The sequence below is a fragment of the Methylophaga thalassica genome (assembly GCF_030159795.1).
Classification (GTDB): domain Bacteria; phylum Pseudomonadota; class Gammaproteobacteria; order Nitrosococcales; family Methylophagaceae; genus Methylophaga; species Methylophaga thalassica.
Genome location: NZ_BSND01000003.1, coordinates 335631 through 357352, shown reverse-complemented (window position 1 = coordinate 357352; position 21722 = coordinate 335631). Strand labels below are relative to the sequence as shown.

General features: G+C 46.4%; 22 protein-coding genes. 1 reads left to right on the top strand and 21 read right to left on the bottom strand.

The features are described from left to right. Positions 1-18 precede the first annotated feature (18 nt). Positions 19-1920 (bottom strand): ATP-dependent zinc metalloprotease FtsH, encoded by a 1902-nt coding sequence (gene ftsH / locus QQL60_RS01840; protein WP_284722230.1) that lies wholly within the window; start codon positions 1918-1920, stop codon positions 19-21. 151 nt (positions 1921-2071) lie between these two features. On the opposite strand from ftsH, the gene QQL60_RS01835 reads away from it, so the two are divergent. Beyond that, positions 2072-2416: a hypothetical protein gene (locus QQL60_RS01835; RefSeq protein WP_284722229.1), complete on the top strand. Its 345-nt coding sequence runs from the start codon at positions 2072-2074 to the stop codon at positions 2414-2416. A gap of 58 nt (positions 2417-2474) precedes the next feature. Here the strand turns inward: QQL60_RS01835 and QQL60_RS15245 are convergent, their stop codons facing one another. From QQL60_RS15245 to QQL60_RS01740, 20 genes are all read right to left on the bottom strand, one after another. Further along, entirely contained in the window at positions 2475-2588 is a 114-nt protein-coding gene (locus QQL60_RS15245) for a helix-turn-helix domain-containing protein (protein ID WP_348530021.1), read from the bottom strand. A gap of 200 nt (positions 2589-2788) precedes the next feature. Next, a complete protein-coding gene (locus QQL60_RS01830; RefSeq protein WP_284722228.1) occupies positions 2789-3373 on the bottom strand; it encodes a hypothetical protein in 585 nt (194 codons plus the stop codon). Between the two features lie 52 nt (positions 3374-3425). Then, positions 3426-4322 (bottom strand): mechanosensitive ion channel family protein, encoded by an 897-nt coding sequence (locus tag QQL60_RS01825; RefSeq protein WP_284722227.1) that lies wholly within the window; start codon positions 4320-4322, stop codon positions 3426-3428. A gap of 29 nt (positions 4323-4351) precedes the next feature. Next, on the bottom strand, positions 4352-4582 hold the full coding sequence (locus tag QQL60_RS01820; RefSeq protein WP_284722226.1) for a DUF2789 domain-containing protein: 231 nt from the start codon (positions 4580-4582) through the stop codon (positions 4352-4354). 43 nt (positions 4583-4625) lie between these two features. After that, positions 4626-5078: a hypothetical protein gene (locus QQL60_RS01815; RefSeq protein WP_284722225.1), complete on the bottom strand. Its 453-nt coding sequence runs from the start codon at positions 5076-5078 to the stop codon at positions 4626-4628. Positions 5079-5112: 34 nt separating this feature from the next. Further along, the gene (locus QQL60_RS01810; protein ID WP_284722224.1) at positions 5113-6081 is read right to left on the bottom strand and encodes a zinc metalloprotease HtpX; all 969 of its coding nucleotides are present in this window, start codon (positions 6079-6081) and stop codon (positions 5113-5115) included. A 14-nt stretch (positions 6082-6095) separates the two neighbouring features. Then, positions 6096-6413: a chaperone modulator CbpM gene (locus QQL60_RS01805; protein WP_284722223.1), complete on the bottom strand. Its 318-nt coding sequence runs from the start codon at positions 6411-6413 to the stop codon at positions 6096-6098. A gap of 2 nt (positions 6414-6415) precedes the next feature. Next, positions 6416-7366 (bottom strand): DnaJ C-terminal domain-containing protein, encoded by a 951-nt coding sequence (locus QQL60_RS01800; protein WP_284722222.1) that lies wholly within the window; start codon positions 7364-7366, stop codon positions 6416-6418. A gap of 75 nt (positions 7367-7441) precedes the next feature. Continuing rightward, a complete protein-coding gene (clpB, locus tag QQL60_RS01795) occupies positions 7442-10021 on the bottom strand; it encodes an ATP-dependent chaperone ClpB (RefSeq protein WP_284722221.1) in 2580 nt (859 codons plus the stop codon). 105 nt (positions 10022-10126) lie between these two features. Then, the gene (locus QQL60_RS01790; RefSeq protein ID WP_284722220.1) at positions 10127-11602 is read right to left on the bottom strand and encodes a DegQ family serine endoprotease; all 1476 of its coding nucleotides are present in this window, start codon (positions 11600-11602) and stop codon (positions 10127-10129) included. Positions 11603-11629: 27 nt separating this feature from the next. Then, a complete protein-coding gene (locus tag QQL60_RS01785; protein WP_284722219.1) occupies positions 11630-12937 on the bottom strand; it encodes an MFS transporter in 1308 nt (435 codons plus the stop codon). A 37-nt stretch (positions 12938-12974) separates the two neighbouring features. Further along, on the bottom strand, positions 12975-13481 hold the full coding sequence (locus QQL60_RS01780) for a zinc ribbon-containing protein (RefSeq protein WP_284722218.1): 507 nt from the start codon (positions 13479-13481) through the stop codon (positions 12975-12977). 126 nt (positions 13482-13607) lie between these two features. Next, positions 13608-14105, bottom strand: a complete 498-nt coding sequence (locus tag QQL60_RS01775; protein WP_284722217.1) for an Hsp20/alpha crystallin family protein — start codon at positions 14103-14105, stop codon at positions 13608-13610. Positions 14106-14134: 29 nt separating this feature from the next. Further along, positions 14135-14749 (bottom strand): HdeD family acid-resistance protein, encoded by a 615-nt coding sequence (locus tag QQL60_RS01770; protein ID WP_284722216.1) that lies wholly within the window; start codon positions 14747-14749, stop codon positions 14135-14137. Positions 14750-14764: 15 nt separating this feature from the next. Beyond that, on the bottom strand, positions 14765-15637 hold the full coding sequence (locus QQL60_RS01765) for a YfdX family protein (RefSeq protein ID WP_284722215.1): 873 nt from the start codon (positions 15635-15637) through the stop codon (positions 14765-14767). A 77-nt stretch (positions 15638-15714) separates the two neighbouring features. Continuing rightward, entirely contained in the window at positions 15715-16611 is an 897-nt protein-coding gene (locus QQL60_RS01760; protein ID WP_284722214.1) for a YfdX family protein, read from the bottom strand. Positions 16612-16665: 54 nt separating this feature from the next. Then, positions 16666-18567 carry a molecular chaperone DnaK gene (gene dnaK / locus QQL60_RS01755; protein ID WP_284722213.1) on the bottom strand — a complete coding sequence of 634 codons (1902 nt, stop codon included), beginning with the start codon at positions 18565-18567 and terminating at the stop codon, positions 16666-16668. A 35-nt stretch (positions 18568-18602) separates the two neighbouring features. Then, positions 18603-19169, bottom strand: a complete 567-nt coding sequence (gene grpE / locus QQL60_RS01750) for a nucleotide exchange factor GrpE (protein WP_284722212.1) — start codon at positions 19167-19169, stop codon at positions 18603-18605. Next, positions 19166-19693: a phosphate-starvation-inducible PsiE family protein gene (locus QQL60_RS01745; RefSeq protein ID WP_431356879.1), complete on the bottom strand. Its 528-nt coding sequence runs from the start codon at positions 19691-19693 to the stop codon at positions 19166-19168. The genes grpE and QQL60_RS01745 overlap by 4 nt, the downstream gene beginning before the upstream one ends. Next, positions 19693-21672 (bottom strand): cation:proton antiporter, encoded by a 1980-nt coding sequence (locus QQL60_RS01740; protein WP_284722211.1) that lies wholly within the window; start codon positions 21670-21672, stop codon positions 19693-19695. Before QQL60_RS01740 ends, QQL60_RS01745 begins: the two co-directional genes overlap by 1 nt. Positions 21673-21722: the final 50 nt, after the last annotated feature.

The following is a 21722-nucleotide window of genomic DNA, read 5'->3' as shown; positions in this document are numbered from 1 at the left end:
CCACTGGTTGATTGAGAGTTAATTTGATACATTACAATGTGCTGTAATCCGATCAACATCGTCTTTTGTTAGCGTTTCTCGCTCTTCCAGCTCCGTTGTTAGCGCATCCAGCACTGGCCGACAACGACTAATAATGTTTTTGGCACGTTCACGCCCTTCTTCCACCAATGCCTTCACTTCGGCGTCGATGGCCTGCGCGGTTGCTTCACTGAAATTGCGCTCTTCAACACTTTGCGAGGAACTCAAATATTGAAGTTGTTGTGTCCGGCCATAGACAACGGGTCCCAGGCTATCGCTCATACCCAACCTAGTCACCATGGTGCGAGCGATTTCAGTGGCGCGCTCCAGATCATTGGATGCTCCCGAAGAGATGCTGCCCAGCACCAAGTCTTCAGCAACTCGGCCACCCAGTAGAATGGCAATCTGGTCTTTCATTTCCTCGGTAGTGGACAAATACTTTTCCTCAACCGGCAATTGCAGCGTAAAGCCTAGCGCGCCCACCGCCCGCGGAATAATCGTTATTCTATGCACCGGCTCGCCCGTTGGAACATTGACCGCCACCAGGGCATGCCCACTTTCGTGTACAGCCACACGTTGTTTTTCATCAGGGCTTAGCGTCTTTTGCTTGGCCTCTGGGCCTGCAATCACGCGATCAATGGCCGCCTCAAAATCAACCATCGCAACTTCGTGTTTGTTTTCACGCAGGGCATGAATGGCGGCTTCATTGCAGATATTTTCGATATCCGCCCCTACAAAACCTGGCGTACGTTGCGCGATAACGTGCAGCTCCACATCGGGCGCCAATTTCATTTTACCGGCGTAAAGCTTCAGAATACCTTCCCGAGCAATCAGATCGGGCTTATCCACTAAAATACGACGATCAAATCGGCCCGCACGCAACAATGCCTGATCAAGTATTTCTGGTCTATTGGTAGCCGCCATAACCACGACGCCGGTAGAAGAATCAAAGCCATCCATTTCAGTTAATAGTTGATTCAGCGTCTGCTCACGCTCATCGTGCCCGCCCATTACCGGCCCACCGCTACGCGACCGACCAATAGCGTCAATTTCATCGATAAAAATAATACAGGGTGATTTCTGTCGTGCCTGGTCAAACATCTCACGCACACGGGCAGCACCAACTCCCACAAACATTTCTATAAATTCCGGCCCACTAATATTGAAAAAGGGCACATTGGCTTCGCCCGCAACTGCACGAGCAAACAGCGTTTTTCCTGTTCCCGGTGGGCCAACGAGCAGAACCCCTTTCGGGCTTCGAGCACCGAGATCTTTAATGCGACTGGGATCCTTTAAAAATTCAACCGTTTCGCGCAGCTCTTGCTTGACATCCTCATAGCCTGCCACATCATCGAAACACACTCCAGGACGCTGATCCGGGTGCACTCGCACGCGATTGCCAATATTAAGAAAGCCTTTGCCCATGCCCCCCATTCTCTTCACCATCCAATGCCAGAACAAAAACAAAAGGCCGAATGGTAAAATCCAGTTAAACAAAAAGTTACCCAACCAGCTTTCCTGTGGGAGGCGGACCGTATAATTAATACCATTATCCGCGAGCTTATCAGCCATTTCCTGATTCCAAAGCGGAACGGTAATAAAACGTTTCGGTTCCCCAGTCGCCATATCTGATTCTTTAAACGTGCCGAGGATTGCCTTATCCGTCACTATTGCCTCAGCGACCCTTTTGTTTTCAACATAATCCAAAAATTGGCTATAAGGGATTTCAAGCTGCTTATTTTCAGCATTTTTCTGCCAAAACTGAAAAGACAGCACTATAAACAACAAGTACAAAAAGAGTGTAAATTGAGGATTTTGCCAAAATGATGGCTTGCTCGTTTTATTAATTTCGATGTCCGGATCGTCCCGCCGCTTATTTCCCTGATAATTGTTTTGACCCATCGCTCTAATACTCTTAAAGTTAAATAGTTAATCTGATAAGCACCTGCAGCAATTGTGACGCGAACACAATAAAGCTAATCTTTCCCTTAAGGCATTTTTTCCTTAGTTGATTGAACTGAGCAAAAAATCCAGTATTGAAAAGGTTTCATTCATGCAAACATCTAATCACATTCTCGTCTTGCTCAATAACATCCCTGCGCCTGAAGTCTGGGTTACAGAAGTACTGAAAAATAGTGGATTCCCATTCACCATAGAGTCGGATCTATCCGACCCGATAGACATCAACAACTATGGAAGTATCGTTTCTTTAAGCTCCGCCAGCGCACCTTCTAACAACCTTCTTGACCTTAATTTAAACCTCGCATCTTACGAGAGCGCCGAATTTTATTTAGGCGAAAACGACGAGCTATTTTGCGAGTGGATTCTCACTGATCATGCATCTATAGAACTTGAGGTATATATCCGTTCACTCTGGTCACTACTGTACATCGCCTGATTGCAATTTATGATTCCTTAAAAATCAACAATTAACTCACCCCAAACACACTCAAGATCTAACTTAACGCGCTTACATGAGCAACCTCAGGCACATAATGGCTACCCCTGAATCGGTTCAGCCGCACTTCTCGGCTAATAGTGCTGTGGCTTACTCCTAACCGTTGTGCGATTTAGCGGTAACTGAAACCCTCGCGCAGATAGGCGTCAATCTAATATCGTTGGCCTTCGGTCAACTGCTTGTAACTCATGGTAATACTCTATTAGTTTGGCGACTTTAGAACACCACCTACAGGCAGTTGATCGTCTGTCACCTATTAACCATGAGTGGTGCACTTATTATCTGAATTTGCGGAAAGCACAACATATAAATTTATATAATTTCGCTATTTTTCATAACCATTTTATTTATATCTAGCTTACCATAACCTAAATCCTGAACGCTGTCCGAACCCAACATATCCTCACGCAGGCGTACTGATAAAGACGCAAGTGCTTGATGGAATTCATAAGCATCACCTAGAAAACTATGATCATCACAAAGAGTTTTTATACGTTTTAAAAAATCATTGTACTCTTCTAATACTGGACCTGATGCTATTACCGTTAATTTGTGAGTAATGAATCTAAGCCTAACAATATCGGAGTCATTCACCCTATCTGCCATCATCATATCTTCGAGTAAGTCAAATAAATTGTGAAAAGTGTTTGATTTAAGCTCAAATAAACGAATGCTTTGCTCTTTTTCAATCTCTACTGCTGTCTGCCTATTCAACAACAATGAAGTGATAAATATTGTTGCTATTGTGCCTAAAATAATAAGAACTATCTCTTGAGTAAAAGGAAAACTGTCTGTAGCACTGAAAGCTATACGAACAAATCCATATCCTACAACTAAAACAATTAGTGTCAGCAAACTATAAGTTAAGTTTCGTTTTTCAATAACCGAGCTAAACATGGGACCTCCCTACATTATCTTTGAACATCAACTGGACATCACCAATAAGCAATCAATCATGAAAAATATGAAAAGGTGGTGCACTGCCATCTTTAAGCTGACCTGCATACAACGTCAAATGAGGGTATGGTATTTCGATAGCAGACTTGTCAAACGCATATTTGAGCTGCCGCAAATATGCGCGACGCACACCCCACTGTTTTCCTGCCTTCACTTTTACTCGCCCCCTCAAGACAACACTCGAATCGGCCCAATCATTGACCCCCATAATCTCCATATCATCCAGGATAACCTCCTTGAAATCTGGGTCTGACTGCATTGCTTGCGACGTCTCCCTCATAATTCGTAACACTTCATCGACATCCTCCCTATATGCGATACCAACATCAATTAAAGCAAACGAAAATTGGAGGGATTTATTTGTTACATTTGTAATATTGCCATTCGGTACAAATATGACATCGCCACTTAGATTGCGCAGACGCACATACCGTAGCGTCATTTCCTCCACCTCGCCGATCGCCCCACCCAGCTCAACAATGTCCCCAACACGTATCTGACCTTCGAGCAAAATAATAAAACCGGAAAAGTAATCTTTAACCAGATTTTGCGTTGCAAGCCCAATAGCGATACCTGACACACCTGCTGTGGTTAAGATGGGAGCAATCGAAAACCCCAAGGACGCCAGCGCTATCGTGCCCGCGACAAGCCAAATAAAGATGGAAATGGCAGATTGGCAAACTCGTGTCAGTGTATCGACACGCTTAACCTTTTCGGAGCCTTTCTGGCGAGACTTGTACCGTTCGGCAGATGTGCTAATAACCCGCCTCACTGACATATTTAAGACCATTGCTGTTACTGTGATCAAAAGTACTTTATACACCGGAGGTAACGTAGCAATATGCAAAGACTCAAAAGTTGTCATCGCTTCAGATAACCATTCATTCATAAAAATATCAACCTGAGTTTCGAGAGCACTTAACGTAAGCGGGAATTTAATTGATCAATCAGCTCCGCCCAATCTGCATCAAGCGCAATCTGCTGCTTAAGAAACTCCTTCTGCGAGCCATTCCAAAACGAGGCCTCATGCAAAGGTATTTCTTTCGCCAATGGCCGATGCTTCTCTATAAAATGCTCAACTTCCTCAGCAGCTTTTGGCAAGCCAAGCTGACTGAACAACTCGCTTAACGTATGAATAGGGGGTTCCATAACTTATCCTTTAAAATGAGTGAGAACAGGGAGGCGTGGCTAATTAAACTTCCCATCCGCGCTGTATCTGCTGAACCATTTGTCTGAGTTCAGATTCTTCTGAGTCCTTTAATAATTGCAGTATTTCCAGCTCTTCTGGAATCGATGCTCGACCGATAAGATATTCGAGAACTGCGAGAATGCTATTATGCGTATCGACAACGAACTTAGATAGTTGATCGCACGCCGTGAGACCATTACCAATTTTCGTATTAATGCCATGAAGCAAACGGTCATCGAAGTCATAAACCATAGTCTCAAGCGCTTTAGGGTCAGATTGACTTTCGATTTTTCCTACAATTTTTTCCAAACGCTTTTCATGTTGATAGAGATAGGAATAAAGCCCTTGAATACGTGGGTCGGAGGCCGCTTTCATACCTTTACGGCAATCATTAGCTAAAGTTTTATGACAGCTTTTTATCTCGTCGATAAAGGACTGAATGGTTTTTATTTTCATAGTTGGCTCCGTCTGGGTATCACTCTGCTTTTTATCAATACCAAAGCCCACTTATGTGCCAGCGAGGAGGTTCTTTCAATTCGGGTTTTGTCATGGCGCTGTCAACCAGTACAGAAGGTAAAAAAGTGACTTTAGAAGAAAACGCATGTTTTAAACTTTTCAACTTATCGATTCTCTCATTTACAGGGGGATGAGTCCTAAGCAAAGAGGGTTCAGGAATACCCTTACCAGGAAAAAAAACACGCTCAAACCATCTTCCTTGAATATATTCTATTTTAGCAAGCGCCCGGGCTAGTGCTTCTGGGTTTCCGGTTAAACGCACTGCATTAAGATCAGCATCAAACTCTCGAGTCCGCGACAGGGCAAGTTGTGTTAGCGCACTAATACTCGGTGCAAACACTAATAACGCTATCACCCACCAATTTATGGTGGCAGCCTGATAAACCAATAAAGGAATATTAATGAGCAATAACACTTGCCCCAATAGCGATAACACTCGGGTAACCCGGCTAAACAAATCTGCAATACCCATTACCCCAATGTCATTGCTGCGAATATGGCTTACTTCATGGGCCAGCACCCCGGTTAACTCATCCTGATCCAGTGTTTTTAATAACCCATCAGTAACACCAATAGCAGAATGAGCCTGCGAACCAACAGCAAAAGCATTCAACATGCGGCTTGGTATGTAATACAAATCAGGTTTGTTTTCCAAGCCCGCACGTTTGGCAAGAATGTTAATTCTATCATGCAAGCCAGGGGCTTGATGAGGCAATAATTTAACCGCCCGATACAGACGCATCGTTAAACCAGGAGAAACAGACGGGGTAAGGCTTAATGCCAACGCGGTAAAAACCAAAATGGCAAAAAAACCGTGCCCGCCCAATATTAAAAGCCCCAATAAGCCTGCATAAATAAACAATAGCCCCAGTAACATGAGAGACTGCAAACGGTTTCTCCACGCATGTATCTGCCATATTTCCTGATCGATAGGCGTATTCACAATCGACTAAACTCTCAACTTGACTCATAGCGACGTAGACGCTGCCGAAGCTCTTGCATCTCATCCAACAGGTCAAGCGCCAGTGCAACGCCTGCCGTATTCAGACCCAGATCGCGCTGCAGACGCGATGCACGCATCACTCGCTTTAGACTGACACCTGTAAAACGCCAAGCACTGAGCTTCAGGCCCTCGGGTTCGAGAATGCCATAATCGACCCACTCTATTATCTGGTCAGCAGGCAAATTACATGCCCGGCATAAATCGGCAAGTGTGATCTGTTGAATATCGTCCAGGATATCGCCTTCAGATAGGGTAATCAGTGATCTCGCCATTGTTATACTCCCATAGATGCGCGTGGGTTAAAGTCGCAGGCTTTTTGAAAAGCTTCATAGGCTTCTCTGGACTTTTCGGTATCCGCTTTAGGTAATGCGACTTTTACGATCACATAGAGGTCGCCGGGGGCTTTGGCCGGAATGCCACGCCCCTTTAGTCGCAGTTTCTTACCACTGTCAGATCCCGGTGGAATTTTCAGATTGACTGAGCCCGCAGGGGTCGGGGCGCTCACCGTTGCTCCTAAAGCAGCTTCCCATGGAGCAACCGGTAAATCCACATAGATATCCTTGCCTTCAACCCTGTAATAAGGATGCGGTTTGAACTGCACTTCAAGGTAAAGATCCCCGGCCTTACCGTCGCCAACGCCTGGCTCACCTTGTCCTGACAAGCGAATACTCTGCCCCTGACGAACCCCCTTGGGGATTTTTACATTTAAGGTTCGTTCTTTTACATAGGGGCGACCATCGGGGCCAAGCTCAGAATGTTTAAGCGTCAAGCTGCGAGAGGCACCATGAAAGGCATCTTCTAAATCAATTAGGATTTTTGCGTGGGTATCATTACCATGGGCGTGAAAGCCCCCTCGGCGTCCCCCAAACCCTCTCGAAAAACCACCTTGCCCAAACAAGTTTTCAAAAAAATCACTAAACTCTGCGGCATCGGCATTGGTAAAGCCTCCACCATGAAACTCGAAGCCCTGATCCCAATCTGGCGGTGGCCGAAAATCCTGCCCCGCCTTCCAGTTGGCACCCAACTGATCATAAGCCGCGCGTTTTTCAGGATCTTTTAACACTTCATGGGCTTCATTAATCTCTTTGAAACGTTCTTCAGCATCCGGCTCTTTGCTTACATCCGGATGATATTTGCGGGCCATTTTTCGATAGGCCCGCTTTATATCATCCAGAGAAGCGTCACGCTTAACGCCCAGCACTTCATAATAATCTTTAAATTCCATAACAACTCATTCTACATACGGTCAGGAAATCAAATAGGCGCAATCAGCGGATTACGCCTCCTCAACAACACCAGCCTAGACAATAACATGAAACTCCACATCATCACCCTGACGAGTGACCCTGACGGTATCACCCGGCTTACACTGTCCAGCCAATATCTGTTTTGCCAAAGCCCGTTCCAGACGGCTCTTGATAACGCGCTTTAAGGGCCTCGCACCAAAGACTGGATCAAATCCTGCCTCCGCTATTAAATCGAGTACGTTATCATCCACCTCAAGTGTTAAATCGTTTTCAGCCATACGCTGCCGCAGATAATCCACCTGTATCCGTGTGATATCGCGGATCTGATCCTGCTTAAGCGGGTGAAACACAACCGTTTCATCCAGGCGATTGATGAATTCCGGGCGAAAATGTTGGCCGACCACCTCCATGACCTGGTCTTTCATGGCATCATAGTTTTCGTCGCCCGCTAACTCCTGAATTAACTGACTACCCAAATTGGACGTCATAACAATAACGGTGTTGCGGAAATCAACCGTTCTTCCCTGCCCGTCGGTAAGGCGACCATCATCCATTACCTGTAACAGGATATTAAACACATCAGGATGTGCTTTCTCCACCTCATCCAGAAGAACAACCGCGTAGGGTCGGCGGCGAACGGCTTCTGTCAAATAGCCGCCTTCTTCGTAGCCCACATAACCAGGAGGAGCACCAATTAAACGTGCAACGGAATGCTTTTCCATAAACTCTGACATATCGATACGCACCATGGACTCTTCAGTATCAAATAAAAACTCAGCTAACGCTTTGGTTAACTCAGTTTTACCCACACCGGTAGGCCCCAAAAACAAAAAGCAACCATTGGGCCGTTTTGGATCGGACAAGCCAGCACGGGCACTCCGAATGGCGTCGGCCACTGCTTCGATGGCCTCTTCCTGGCCGATAACACGTTTGCGTAGAGCCTCCTCCATATGCAGTAGCTTTTCACGCTCCCCTTCTAACATCTTGGAAACCGGAATACCCGTCCACCGGGAAACCACTTCGGCGATTTCTTCTTCAGTGACATTATTCCGTAAGAGTGTCATTTCCTGAGTTTCGGCTTGTTGTGCGGCTGCAAGCTGCTTTTCAAGCTCGGGAATACGACCATACTGAAGCTCTGACATGCGACTGAGATCACCGGCACGCCGTGCCGCGTCGAGGTCGATTCTCGCTCGATCCAACTCCTCCTTAATACCGGTTGTCCCCTGCAATGCAGCTTTTTCAGCCTTCCAGATTTCCTGAAGATCAGAAAAGGCTTTCTCCAGTTTTTCAATGTCATCTTCCAGAATCTCCAGCCGTTTTTTCGAAGCCTGATCGGTTTCTTTTTTCAGGGCTTCTCTTTCCATTTTGAGCTGAATCAAGCGTCGATCCAGCTTATCCATTTCTTCAGGCATGGAGTCAATTTCCATCCGAATGCGCGAAGCCGCTTCATCAATAAGGTCAATCGCCTTGTCAGGTAATTGTCGATCCGTAATGTAGCGGGTGGACAAATTGACCGCCGCAACGATCGCTGAATCGGTAATGTCGACACCATGATGAAGCTCATATTTCTCTTTCAGACCACGCAAAATAGCAATGGTATCTTCCTGAGAGGGTTCATCCACCAACACCTTTTGGAACCGCCGCTCCAGGGCGGCATCTTTTTCGATGTATTGCCGATATTCATCCAGGGTCGTGGCCCCAACACAGTGCAATTCACCACGCGCCAGCGCGGGTTTCAACATATTGCCTGCATCCATCGCACCATCTGTTTTTCCGGCGCCAACCATGGTATGGATTTCATCAATAAAGAGGATGATAGAGCCCTCCTGTTTAGCCACGTCATGGAGCACCGCCTTTAAACGCTCTTCAAACTCACCCCGGTACTTAGCACCGGCGATAAGTGCGGCCATATCCAGAGACAGAAGTCGCTTTTTCTTTAAGCCCTCGGGTACTTCGCCATTAACAATCCGTTGCGCCAGACCCTCCACAAGTGCAGTCTTACCAACGCCTGGCTCACCAATCAGCACCGGATTGTTTTTTGTGCGTCGTTGCAAAACCTGAATCACGCGGCGTATTTCATCATCGCGGCCAATGACCGGGTCCAGCTTGCCTTGTTCTGCTCGCTCGGTGAGATCAAGGGTATATTTCTCTAATGCCTGGCGCTGCTCTTCTGCATTAGGATCATCCACCGTTTGTCCGCCTCGCACTTCTTCAATGGCCTTTTCAATCGCTGCCTTGGTGGCCCCGACTTCTCTGAGAAGCTCACCAGTCGTACCCTTATCCTCAACGGCAGCCAATAGAAACAGTTCGCTGGAGATATACTGATCTTTACGTTTTTGCGCCAATTTATCCGTTTGGTTCAGCAAACGAGTAAGATCATTCGACACATGCACATCGCCAGCATCACCGCTGACTTTGGGCAAGCGCTCTATGGCGGCACTAAGCTTAGAGCGCAACTGATCGGTATTGGCACCTACCTTCGCAAGCAAAGGCCTGATAGCACCGCCGTCCTGATTCAAAAGTGCCAGTAGCAGATGAAGTGGCTCGATATATTGATTGTCATGGCCAAGTGCTAGGCTTTGCGCATCAGCCAGGGCCAGTTGGAACTTACTGGTTAATTTATCCATTCTCATTGAATGCTACTCCACGGTATTAAATTAATCGAAATCTCATCAGTTAAATCTTGGCTGATGGTGCAATCTTTCATTGCACACATTCGCCACAACATTTCATACCCCTTACCAACTCAGCGCGACGAAGCGTGACATTTCACCGCTTTTAATCAACAGCAATACTCTCTTTTCCTTCTCGCTGGATTTAACAGCCTGTTTAAACTCAGCTACGCTGTTTACCGGTTTACGGTTGACTTGGGAAATCACTTGTCCTGATTTTATGCCAGCACGTGCCGCAACCGAACCAGGCTTAACTTCTGAGATCAGCACTCCCTCTCCTGGGCTAACATTAAACTGATCAGCAAGTTCTTTTGTTAGACTCTGTACAGTAATACCAATCTCACCTGCACTCTTTGTCTCACCCGTGGCCAACAATTTGTCTTCAGTCAAGTGGCCGATGGTAACTTTAATGACTTTTTGTTTACCATCTCTCAGTATCCTTAAACTAGCTTCCGTATCGGGGCCTGTTAATGCAACGCGATTACGAAAATCTCCGACATCAGACACCTCTTTTCCTTGAAAATGGGTAATGATATCACCTTCTTTTAAACCGGCTTTTTCAGCGGGAGAGTCTTCGCTAACCTGAGCAATCAAAATGCCTTTCCCATGCTCGATATCAAAAGCCTCAGCCAGATCGGCGGTCAATGCTTGAATCACCACGCCTAAATAGCCACGGGTTACTTCACCATGCTCTATTAATTGCTCCGCCACGTTAATTGCAAGATTGCTGGGAATGGCAAAACCGATGCCCATATAGCCACCGCTGCGGGTAAAAATAGCGGTATTGATTCCCACTACCTCCCCTTCAAGATTAACCAGCGGGCCACCGGAGTTGCCAGGATTTATAGCAGCATCCGTCTGAATAAAGTCTTCGTAGTCATTAATACCAACACTAGTACGCCCCTTGGCACTGACCACACCAACGGTCAAGGTGTGACTGAGACCAAATGGATTACCGATAGCAACCACCCATTCTCCCACCTCGACTTGGGAAGAGTCTGCAATTCTAAGCGGTGGCAAATCACTGGCTTTGATCTCGATCACTGCTATATCTGATTGCGGGTCACGCCCAGTAATCTTCCCCTTATATTCTTGTCCATTATTAAAGGTAACTTTGATATCATCAGCGTTTTCCACTACGTGATTATTGGTGAGTATGTAGGTTTTATCTGTCAACAAGCCCTTATCTGTCTTAAAGACGAACCCTGATCCCTGTCCCATAACTTTTCGCTCACTCTCCGGCTGCCCATGACGGGGTTGCATTTGAAAGCCAGGAAAATCCTCACCAAAAAAACGCTTGAAAAATTCATCACCGAAAGGTGACTGATTGCCAAAAGGAAGCGTTAAAGGGGTGTTTTCACTTTTAGCCGTTCCCTCTACTCGAATAAAAACAACAGCAGGAGAGACTTTTTTTGCAACATTCGCAAATGCTTTACTCGTCTGCTTCAGATTATCGAATCCTGAATCTTCTGCGAAAGCAGATACGGAAGAGAATATTAAATAAAAGATTACTAATAATATCCTTGGAGACCGTTTGTTCATTTACATTTCCTTTTATTTTATGTGCTATTAATACGTAATATTACCGGAGTCTTTGCAGGACGACTGCGTTGTCACCGCATCGCCATTTTCATGCAATGGGAGAATGCCCTGACTTGTTGCTGGCACAGCCACAAAGTGCGATTTTTCTAATATCAGTACCGACGGCTCCATTAATTTCAGGGTTTGTATTGAAACAACACCGAATCCTAACAACAACGAGATGGAAACAAACAGTGCAGATTCTCCAAGGTAGCTATATACTGTGCCAGTAATCAATGGTCCCAGTATGGCGCCCACTCCGTACACAAGAACCAGTGAACTCGACAAGGCAATCACCTCGTCTTGCTCAGCATTGTCGTTGGCCATCGCTACCAAGATTGAATAACAGGGAAGCACCAAACCAGCTGACAGGCCTACAGTCAGTATCGCAAAAATCAGATCGTTGGGAGGCATCATTGTTGCCAATAGTGTCAACAATGATGCCAATGAAAAAGAAGCTATCACAACTGTTGATCGCGGCATCCGATCAGAGAGGTATCCTAGTGGCCACTGTATAAGAATAGCCATGACCAGCGAGGTGCTGAAAAGCAAAGAAATACTGCCGGTATCAAATCCTACACCGGCCGCCCAGATAGGCAATACTCCCCAGGTAGAAGCCACTATCGCACCGAGGACTCCAATACCTATTATACCGGCAGGTGATATAGCAAATATGCGCCTAATGTTTAAGCGCACTTCATTGGCGCTCACAGGGCCGTCAGCCCGCGACAAGGCGACAGGTACCAGCGCCATCGAGAAAAGTATCGAAACTACCACAAAAGGTGTCAATCCATTAGACGGTGTAGCGGTCAACAACCATTGACTGGATGCCCAACTTACCAGAACGACGATATTGTATATTGCCAATGTTTTTGCGCGCAGTTCTTTGCTGGTTGCAGCGTTAATCCAACTTTCAACAATCACAACCATACCAGCAAAGCAAGCTCCGCAAAGTAGCCGAAAAAAAATCCACATTGTCTCCGATTGGGTGAGAACAAAAGCAAGCGATGCACCACTCACAATAGACGCAAGAACCGCATAGCTTCGAATATGGCCCACACGAGTAACGAGGCGTACAGCCAGCAAGGTGCCGATAAAATACCCCAAATAAAACGCTGAGGACATCATACTGACGGCCAGATGATTCATACCGAAGTCCCCTGCGCTGACCGGCACAAGAATGCCCTGAAAGCCGTTGGCGGTTACGCCAATCGCAACCGCCAAGAACAACAAGAAAAAACGAGGCCAGCGAATAGAGTTGACTCGAATCAAACGCGCATTTTTATTCTCAGACATCAGCTCTTTATATCCTGTCGACTGCCACCCTCACGGTTTACAACGATTTTGTAAAAGATGTTTTTTTACACTTTGGGCAGGGTGGAACACGTGCCGTTCTTTCGAAATGCAATGTTTCTCCACATGCCTCACAAGTCAGGGTACCTGCCGAGGTGATTTCACCGGTGTGACACACTATCGCCTTTTTGGCTTTTTTCCCTATCTCTTGTAACGCGCTACCTGTATTTTCGAGAACTGAGGCGATAGATCTAAGCGCGCCAGCCTCTAATTTTTTAAAGTTGAGTCTGTTTCTGGCGTCTTCACTTAACTGGTGGAAGTCATTGAGTGTTTGCTCTAGATCCCGTTGCAAAAAGCTCTTTAATTCCTCACTTTGCTGAACAGTAAACTCTTTTGCTGAAACGATTTCTTCCCTGGCTTTTTCCATTGCCTTTTTCATTGACTCCATTGTACGCTCTTTTGAAGCAAGATAATGCGCACTAAATCGCTTTGCCAATTCGTCGTATTTTTTTAACCAAGTTTTCTCATCTGCATTGAGATTACTCATTATTAACACTCCTTAAGGTCGACGTTTTACTTAACAAAAACGTTTTTTAAAAACTTAAATAGCCGATCGGCCCACTAAAGGCCAGACAGGCCCATCGGCTACAGCTAAAGACATAGCGCAAAGTGGTTAGCTCACCTTAACATTAATAATTTTTCGCCTTTCTTTATGCACTTTTGGTAATTCGATACGCAGCACGCCTTTCTTGTAATTTGCATCCGCTTTAGTAACATCCACTTCTTGCTGCAGCGGAATAGCTCGGGAAAACTGACCATAAGCACACTCAGATACACGATAGCTGCCTTCAGTTCTCTCTCGTTCAAAGCGCTTTTCACCTCGCACTATCAAATGATTTTCGACAACCTGAATATCGAAATCTTCTTTATCCATTCCGGGGGCTTCCAGTTTTACGACCAGCTTATCTCCATCATCAAAAACCTCTGATGCCATCACTCCCCATCCACTGCTTTGGGTGGCAAGCTCCTGTTTTTTTTCCGGTGAATCGTTTTTGCCTGCCTGAAAACGCGTTATCGCGCCAGAGGCCTTTCTAGATAGCTTTTGCCACCCCTCTACAATAGAATCCCAAGTTTCATGCAGCCCTTCGCGAAAGTTTTGTAGCGTTGCCATATATATCTCCTAACTATGTTTGTTAACGTTTAAATTGCCATTTTTGAGTCAATGCTATCTTCTTCGATTTCAGTTTGCTCAGATTGTGCTTTTCGCAGTCGCAAACCCAGCATAATCATGAAAACACCTACTAATGCGGCATAGGTACCTACGACCCACCCTGCTGCCAGAAATGATTCGATCGGGCGAGTTGCGAACAGCCATATAGCTAAAAAACCTAACGCAACGGACAACATACCACTTAAACCTAGCCAAATCTCGCCGCTAATTTCCTTACGTAGACGCCATGCAGTGAGGATTTCTAAAAACCCTATGCTAAGCGACAAAACAGCAATACTCATCCACAAGAAGGTTGCCAATACCCAGGTGGCAATTAAGGGCAATACCAGAACCGCCAATCCTGCGACGATACCAATAACGCCCCTAATGGCCAGCCAGCCCCAGCGCCTGCCACGTTTTATTTTCCGTACCGCAGCGACAAGGCTGAGCACCCCGTCGACCAAAGAGAAGGCCCCATAAACTAACGTCAGCGCCAACAAGGATTCAGCAGGCATCAAAAAAGCGAAAACAGACAACACTAACGCCAGCAAGCCACGGAACAAAAATAGGCGCCAGTTATCTGCCAAACTGCAATACGTCACCATCACTAACCTCCTGTTTTAATCAAACAGCGCTTTAAATTTTGCCGTGAGCTCATCGAAAAAGCCTGTTCCTGATTTGCCCGCTTTTGCCTTTTTGTCGATTTCCTTGATTTGCTCATAAAGATCTTCGAAATCTTTTTTATGGCCATATCCAAGCAGTTGAGCCATTTCAAGTTGCCGCTTTGCTTCCGCTATGTTGTTGAGGATTTGCGTAGATTCCTCGTCTGTTCTTTCTGGTTTTTTCATAAGTTCCTCAGCTTTTTTAAGCAAAGCCCTTGCACGCTCGACAGGCAGTGGAATAACCTGTTTGGATACAACTAATGTGCCGAGTAAAGTATGCAGAGCCGTTTTCGCTGCCTCAGCCTTCCCTTCGTCTAGAAGCGGTGCAATGGCTTTGATAGCATCGGGAAAGGTGGCTAAAGGAATACTGGTCGTTTCAACAATGATTTCACTGGCCAGGCCCGATAATAAATGACGTGCTTTTTGCACCTCGCCATGTTTTAGCGCTTGTTCTGCTTCCTCCAATAAGGTTTCGATTGTTTTTGTACTGGAAAAAACATCATGCACAATGGGTTTGACGTCCACTGGGGCCAGCGCGAGGTCTGGTTGCCGTGCTAATACCAGCTCCAACTTTCCTGTGACCTGTTCGAGCGCCTGGATGGCCTTTTCAGTATCATTATCATCAAGTGCTGACAGCGCATTTTTGGTCTCGGACAACGCCTCCATAGCTTCTACAATGGTTTTTTTGCGCTTATCTACCGATTTGGTTTCCACCACCTGGTCAACCTCTTGTTGAACCGCTTTCACCATGTCGTTTTTTTCTTCCGGAGTCGGCATTACGCCGTCGTTGTTGTCCGTATTTATCTCTTTTTCTGTAGTGTTGGTCATCATATTGCCTCTCAGCGTCGTAAAGTTATTCATCGGCGTTGCCCGCCTGCGAATACAAGCGCGCAACGCCACATGAGGATCTAAAACAAGTCAGAAACCTGATTTTTTATTTTGTCATACCAGCCCTCGCCTGATTTTTGGCCTGCAGATTTTGTTTTGATTTTCTTTAATTCTTCGTTAATGGCTTTCATGTCCTTTTTATTGGCATAGCCTAGTAACTCAGCCATCTCTAATTGGGTTTGGATTTCAGTAAAGAGTTCCTCCAGTTTTTTATTGTCTTCCTCAGTGCGGTCTTTTTTCTCAGACAGCTCTTCAGCATCTTTTAGCAAAGTCTCTGCACGAAGCACTGGCAACGGAATTATTTTGTCTGTAATGACTAACGTATTCAAAGCCAATTGCAACTCCTTTTTCGCTTCGTCGATTTTTCCTTCATCAATAAGCGGTGCTATTGCTTTAATGGCTTTAGGGTAAGTCGCCAGCGGAATACTGGTTGTACTGATAACAATCTCACTTACCAAATTCTCAAGCAATTTACGGGCAGCCTGAACCTCATAGTCCTCAAGATGGTTTTCAGCCTGCTTTACCATTGCTTTCACCGTTGCTGGCAAAGCGATCAAATCGTAAGTGCTCACAGCAACATCAATGGGCGCAAGAGACAGCTTGGGATCTCTGGCAACGATTAACTCAAGCTTTCCTGTCACCTTTTCCAGTGCCGCCAAAGCCTCATCCACTTTCTTTTCATCGAGAAGTTTCAAGGCGTTTTTGGTTTCTTGCACAGCAGCGATAGCATCTTCGGTAATTTTCTTTCTTCTTTCTTCTGCCTGTTTGGCACTTTCTCTATTCACCTCATCCTGAACGGCTTGCGCGGTTTTGCTTTGCTCCTCGGCCTTTTTCTGCTCTGCCCATGTAGGCATCGAAATAGCCATGCCAAGACCTAGCACAATGGTTACTAATTTTTTAGAAACTATATTTTTCATCGTCGTTTTCTCCTTGGGTTGGTTTGCATTTGGTGCAGTTAAATAAAAACTTGGCTAGTTCTTAGATACATCCTCGAACTCAGCATCTATTGCATCATCACTTTGTCGGCTGTTATCCGATGCTGAAGCAGCACCTTCATTTTTTGACTGCTCTGCTTCCTTCAATTTAGCCGACGCGTCAATCAGTGCTTTGGACTTGTCCTCAATATGTTTTTTATCACTCCCTTTTATCGCCTCCTCCAATGCGTTAATGGCGGCTTCAACAAGTGTTTGATCCTCTTCGGCCACCTTATCCCCCAAATCCCTTAATGCACTTTGGGTAGAATGGATCAAGGCATCTGCCTGGTTACGGGCCTGAACTAGCTCGTGAAACTGTCGATCTTCCTCTGCGTGGGCCTCCGCATCTTTAATCATCCGCTGCACCTCATCTTCGCTAAGCCCGCTGGATGCTTTGATCACAATAGACTGCTCTTTACCCGAGGCTTTGTCTTTTGCTGACACGTTAAGAATGCCGTTCGCATCAATATCAAAGGTGACTTCAATTTGAGGGGTGCCTCGCGGAGCTGCGGGGATACCCTCCAGGTTAAATTGACCAAGCGATTTGTTGTCCGCCGCTTTTTCACGTTCGCCTTGAAGCACGTGTACCGTTACTGCCGATTGGTTGTCATCAGCGGTAGAAAACACTTCTGTCGCTTTGGTAGGTATCGTGGTGTTTTTTTCGATCAGTTTCGTCATGACGCCACCGAGCGTTTCAATACCTAACGACAGTGGTGTTACATCCAGCAATAGCACATCTTCAACATCACCACTCAGTACGGCCCCTTGAATTGCAGCGCCCATGGCAACAGCCTCATCGGGATTCACATCTTTACGTGGTTCCTTATTGAAAAACGCTTTTACTTTCTCCTGTACCTTTGGCATACGGGTTTGACCACCGACAAGAATAACCTCATCAATATCCGACACGGTCAAACCTGCATCTTTCAGCGCGACTTTGCAGGGTTCAATGCTGCGCGTGATGAGATCTTCCACTAATGCCTCAAATTTAGCGCGAGTAATTTTAGTGGTGAGGTGCTTAGGCCCGCTGGCATCTGCCGTTATGTAGGGCAAGTTCACCTCTGTTTGCTGGGATGAAGACAGCTCGATCTTGGCTTTTTCGGCGGCCTCTTTTAATCGTTGCATAGCCAGAGGGTCACCGCGAAGATCCATACCCTGAGACTTTTTAAAATCGTCAGCCAAAAAGTCAATTAAGCGTTTATCGAAATCCTCTCCTCCCAGGAAGGTATCGCCGTTAGTCGCATGTACCTCAAACTGATGCTCACCATCCACTTCGGCGATCTCGATGATTGATATATCAAAGGTGCCACCACCTAAATCGTAAACCGCTATTTTCTGGTCGCCGCGTTTTTTATCCATGCCATAAGCCAGCGCTGCAGCGGTAGGCTCGTTGATAATACGCTTGACTTCAAGGCCGGCAATGCGCCCCGCATCTTTTGTGGCCTGACGCTGGGCATCGTTAAAGTAAGCTGGCACGGTGATCACCGCATCGGTGACTTTCTCTCCCAGATATTCCTCAGCGGTCTGTTTCATTTTCTGTAATACTTTGGCCGATATTTCAGGGGGAGACATTTTCTTGCCGTTCGCCTCTACCCAGGCATCACCGTTGTCCGCTTTAATGATTTTGTATGGCACCATATCAATGTCTTTTTGCACCATGGGATCATCAAAGCGACGACCAATTAATCGCTTAACCGCAAACAGGGTGTTCTCGGGATTTGACACCGCCTGACGCTTTGCGGGTTGACCGACAAGTAACTCTCCTTCAGAGGAAAACGCCACGATCGAAGGGGTGGTTCGACCACCTTCCGCATTTTCAATGACTTTTGGTCGATCACCTTCCATCACTGCGACACAGGAATTGGTTGTTCCTAAATCAATACCAATGGTTTTGGCCATAACAAACGCTCCTAGTTTTTATTTCAATTGAGATATTAATTACCCGCTTCTGGCTCAGGTAACTTCGAAACACCGACCCGCGCCGGCCTGATAACTCGATCATGCAGAAGGTAACCTTTTTGGTGAACTTCACAGACCGTGTTAGGCGGCACGTCTTTACAACTTACGACACGCATCGCTTCATGTTGCTCCGGATTGAAGGGCTGTCCAATCGGATCGATAAGCTCGACGCCGAATGTTTTTAACACTGTGTCTAATTGCTCCCGTGTTAAGGCCATACCCTCCAAAACGGTCTGCAGCGACGCGTTTTTCTGTCCGGATTCCAGTCCTAATTCGAGGCTATCTTTTATCGGAAGTAACGCCTCCAACAACTGTGAAACGGCATATTTTCTGGCCTTTTCCACTTCTCTGGTTGAGCGCTTAGCCACGTTGTCCATTTCAGCTCGCAGGCGTAATAGCTTATCTTCACACTCCGCACACTTTTTCTCACACTCTGATAACTCATCACCGTTAAGATGCTCTGTGCCAGATTCGTGGGTTGCGTCAGGCTCATTGCGCGCAAGGTCTTCGTCTATTGACTTCTTAGCATCTTGATCTTTCATTCCGTCCTGTCCTCTAAGTTATCTACGAACTTTTCGTCCTGCTCTTCTATCCTATCTCTCTCACGCAGCAACCAGTGCGCTATGGCCAAAACAAGAACCACAAACCCCAACGAAAACACTTCCATTGCACTGGTTGTTTTAAAGTCGAGAATAATAAATTTTCTGGCCAGGGCGAGTTGAGCAATCATTAACACCGTTTTCACTTGAATAATGTGTACTTTGCGATGAATCACTCGAATAATTGAATGCTTAAACTCCATTGCGATCAGCAATGTCATAATCATGCCAAAGAGCCCCTGAAACACGTCGAACTGCAATGGGTTCAATCCGCTACTCATCAATAGCACAATCACTTCATGCATTAGACGAAACAAGGCAACCACAATGATGATTGCAATCACAAAACTCAGCATTAGCGCAACAATTTGTTCAAAGCGCTCATAGAAATTCATGACTTTCCAATATCTGGCCGTTTCAGATATGGGTTTTTCTACACGTCTATTTAGGTATTCAGTTTCACTCATCAGGAGCCCTCTATTAACCTGGCCATTGCTGCATCCAGCAGATCCTGCTGCCCGCTGAGTACAACGACATCCCCATCTTTTAACTTGCTATCCAACAATCGCCCAGGCACGGTAATGGCACCGCGGCGCACATCAACGACCTCAACACCAAGTACTGGCATCTGTAGCTCTTCAAGCGTTTTACCAGCAGCGTGATGTTCTGCATGGATAATCACAGATCGCAATAACGTTGGATAATCAAGTTGTTGACGCTCCGCACGATGCGCAACTGATGCGTGAAAAAACTGGCGCAGTACGGCGTAATCTTCAGCCCTAATTTGGTTTAAGTGTTTTTCCACCTTAGAAGCCGGTACTTCCAGCATAATCATTAATTGCCCGGCAAATGATAGACTCGTCTCCAAGCCTTCCGGAAAGACTGCAACATTTTCTTCAGAAAGCCCTTCTTCATCACGCCCACGAGGGCTACGAACTAAAATAGGCCCATTAAATCCGATCGACTTCGCTAAGGTGATGACTCGCTTGGCTGTCAAAGTATCGCTTAGCGTAATGGCCAGCGCCTTAGCACGCTCTAAGCCCACCGCTCGCAATATTCCAGGGTGGGTCGCATTTCCATACATCACCGGCTCCCCCGCAGCGAACGCTTCGTGTACCTTTTCGGGGTCCAGATCCAGAGCCAACACATTAATGCCTTCTGCCTGCAAAATTTGATTGACGTTTTGCCCCAGGCGCCCATAACCGCAGACAACCACATGCTCCTGCAGGTTCTCACTATACCTTGCGATTTCGGCTTCGGTGCTCAGCGGCCCCTTCACACAATTTTTCTTATTGATAAACTTCGCAAGCGGAGCACTTATGCGCATCATTAATGGCGCTAATAACATACTGACAATAATGGCAGCGAGCGCAGGCTGTACTAAGGACGCTTCTAATAAGCCAATGGCTAAGGCACTGCTAGCCAGCAACAGGCCGAATTCACCACCATGCGCCAGGGTAATGGCAGAATGCCACGCCTCTTCCGCTCGATGCTTAAAGGCGAGCACTACGGGAACAAAGATGAGCGCTTTAACGAACAGCAAACCCATTAAGATTAAGAGGATGACGTCGAACCGGGAAACAAATACCGACGGATCGAGCTGCATGCCTATCGAGAGGAAAAATATACCTAACATCAAATCCCGAAAAGGGCGAATATCAGCTTCTATCTGATGCTTAAATCGGGTTTCCCCCAGCAGCGTTCCAGCCATAAATGCCCCTAAAGTAGGGGATAGCCCCGCCAGGTGAGAAATAGCAGCGGCAATAAAAGCCATCAAAAGCGCCGTTAACATAAACAATTCTAACGAACGTGCTTTCGCCACTCCGTTAAGTACCTGTGGTAACAGATAACGCCCTGCAATCACCAAACCAACAAATACCAGTACCACCTTCAACAAGGCTATACCTAAAGCAGGCCCCAACTGCACGCTGTCTGCAGCCAGCACGGGGAGACACACCAATATAGGTACGGCCGCAATATCCTGAAACAACAGCACACCCGCACTGATACGGCCATGCGGAGAAGCTAATTCATTTTGTTCACCCAACTGTTTCAGAACGATGGCCGTTGAAGACATTGCCAGCGCCACCGCCAACACAAAGGCCTCTACGAATGTCGCCCCCAGCCAAGCTGCAAGACCGCCAAGAATCAGCGAGGTCATTATCATTTGACCGCCACCGATACCCAGTACCAGTTGCTTAGCCGACAGGAAACGTGACAGAGAAAATTCCAAACCGATGGTGAACATTAATAGAACGACACCCAGCTCGGCCAAAAAGCGCAGCGAAGGGCCGTCTTCCAGTACCCCAATAGCAGATGGGCCCACCAGCAATCCGGTAGCCAGATAACCCAGTATGGGGGACAACCTGAGCCACTGAAACAAGGCCACCAAGCCTGTAGCTGCAGCGAGGATGACACACCAATTTATTAGTATGGAATGATCCATTAACACTCCCTCACGAGAGATGAACAAATAAATAACTTAAAACGACCGGA

Bases quoted from the DNA above. Each gene is read 5' to 3' on its own strand.
- QQL60_RS01790 (WP_284722220.1), bottom strand. From the start codon at position 11,602: ATGAACAAACGGTCTCCAAGGATATTATTAGTAATCTTTTATTTAATA.
- grpE (WP_284722212.1), bottom strand. From the start codon at position 19,169: ATGAAAGATCAAGATGCTAAGAAGTCAATAGACGAAGACCTTGCGCGC.
- QQL60_RS01800 (WP_284722222.1), bottom strand. From the start codon at position 7,366: ATGGAATTTAAAGATTATTATGAAGTGCTGGGCGTTAAGCGTGACGCT.
- clpB (WP_284722221.1), bottom strand. From the start codon at position 10,021: ATGAGAATGGATAAATTAACCAGTAAGTTCCAACTGGCCCTGGCTGAT.
- QQL60_RS01835 (WP_284722229.1), top strand. From the start codon at position 2,072: ATGCAAACATCTAATCACATTCTCGTCTTGCTCAATAACATCCCTGCG.
- QQL60_RS01825 (WP_284722227.1), bottom strand. From the start codon at position 4,322: ATGAATGAATGGTTATCTGAAGCGATGACAACTTTTGAGTCTTTGCAT.
- QQL60_RS01745 (WP_431356879.1), bottom strand. From the start codon at position 19,693: ATGAGTGAAACTGAATACCTAAATAGACGTGTAGAAAAACCCATATCT.
- QQL60_RS01770 (WP_284722216.1), bottom strand. From the start codon at position 14,749: ATGGTGACGTATTGCAGTTTGGCAGATAACTGGCGCCTATTTTTGTTC.
- QQL60_RS01780 (WP_284722218.1), bottom strand. From the start codon at position 13,481: ATGAGTAATCTCAATGCAGATGAGAAAACTTGGTTAAAAAAATACGAC.
- QQL60_RS01740 (WP_284722211.1), bottom strand. From the start codon at position 21,672: ATGGATCATTCCATACTAATAAATTGGTGTGTCATCCTCGCTGCAGCT.
- ftsH (WP_284722230.1), bottom strand. From the start codon at position 1,920: ATGGGTCAAAACAATTATCAGGGAAATAAGCGGCGGGACGATCCGGAC.
- QQL60_RS01815 (WP_284722225.1), bottom strand. From the start codon at position 5,078: ATGAAAATAAAAACCATTCAGTCCTTTATCGACGAGATAAAAAGCTGT.
- QQL60_RS01785 (WP_284722219.1), bottom strand. From the start codon at position 12,937: ATGTCTGAGAATAAAAATGCGCGTTTGATTCGAGTCAACTCTATTCGC.
- QQL60_RS01830 (WP_284722228.1), bottom strand. From the start codon at position 3,373: ATGTTTAGCTCGGTTATTGAAAAACGAAACTTAACTTATAGTTTGCTG.
- QQL60_RS01805 (WP_284722223.1), bottom strand. From the start codon at position 6,413: ATGGCGAGATCACTGATTACCCTATCTGAAGGCGATATCCTGGACGAT.
- QQL60_RS01820 (WP_284722226.1), bottom strand. From the start codon at position 4,582: ATGGAACCCCCTATTCATACGTTAAGCGAGTTGTTCAGTCAGCTTGGC.
- QQL60_RS01775 (WP_284722217.1), bottom strand. From the start codon at position 14,105: ATGGCAACGCTACAAAACTTTCGCGAAGGGCTGCATGAAACTTGGGAT.
- QQL60_RS01760 (WP_284722214.1), bottom strand. From the start codon at position 16,611: ATGAAAAATATAGTTTCTAAAAAATTAGTAACCATTGTGCTAGGTCTT.
- dnaK (WP_284722213.1), bottom strand. From the start codon at position 18,567: ATGGCCAAAACCATTGGTATTGATTTAGGAACAACCAATTCCTGTGTC.
- QQL60_RS01765 (WP_284722215.1), bottom strand. From the start codon at position 15,637: ATGATGACCAACACTACAGAAAAAGAGATAAATACGGACAACAACGAC.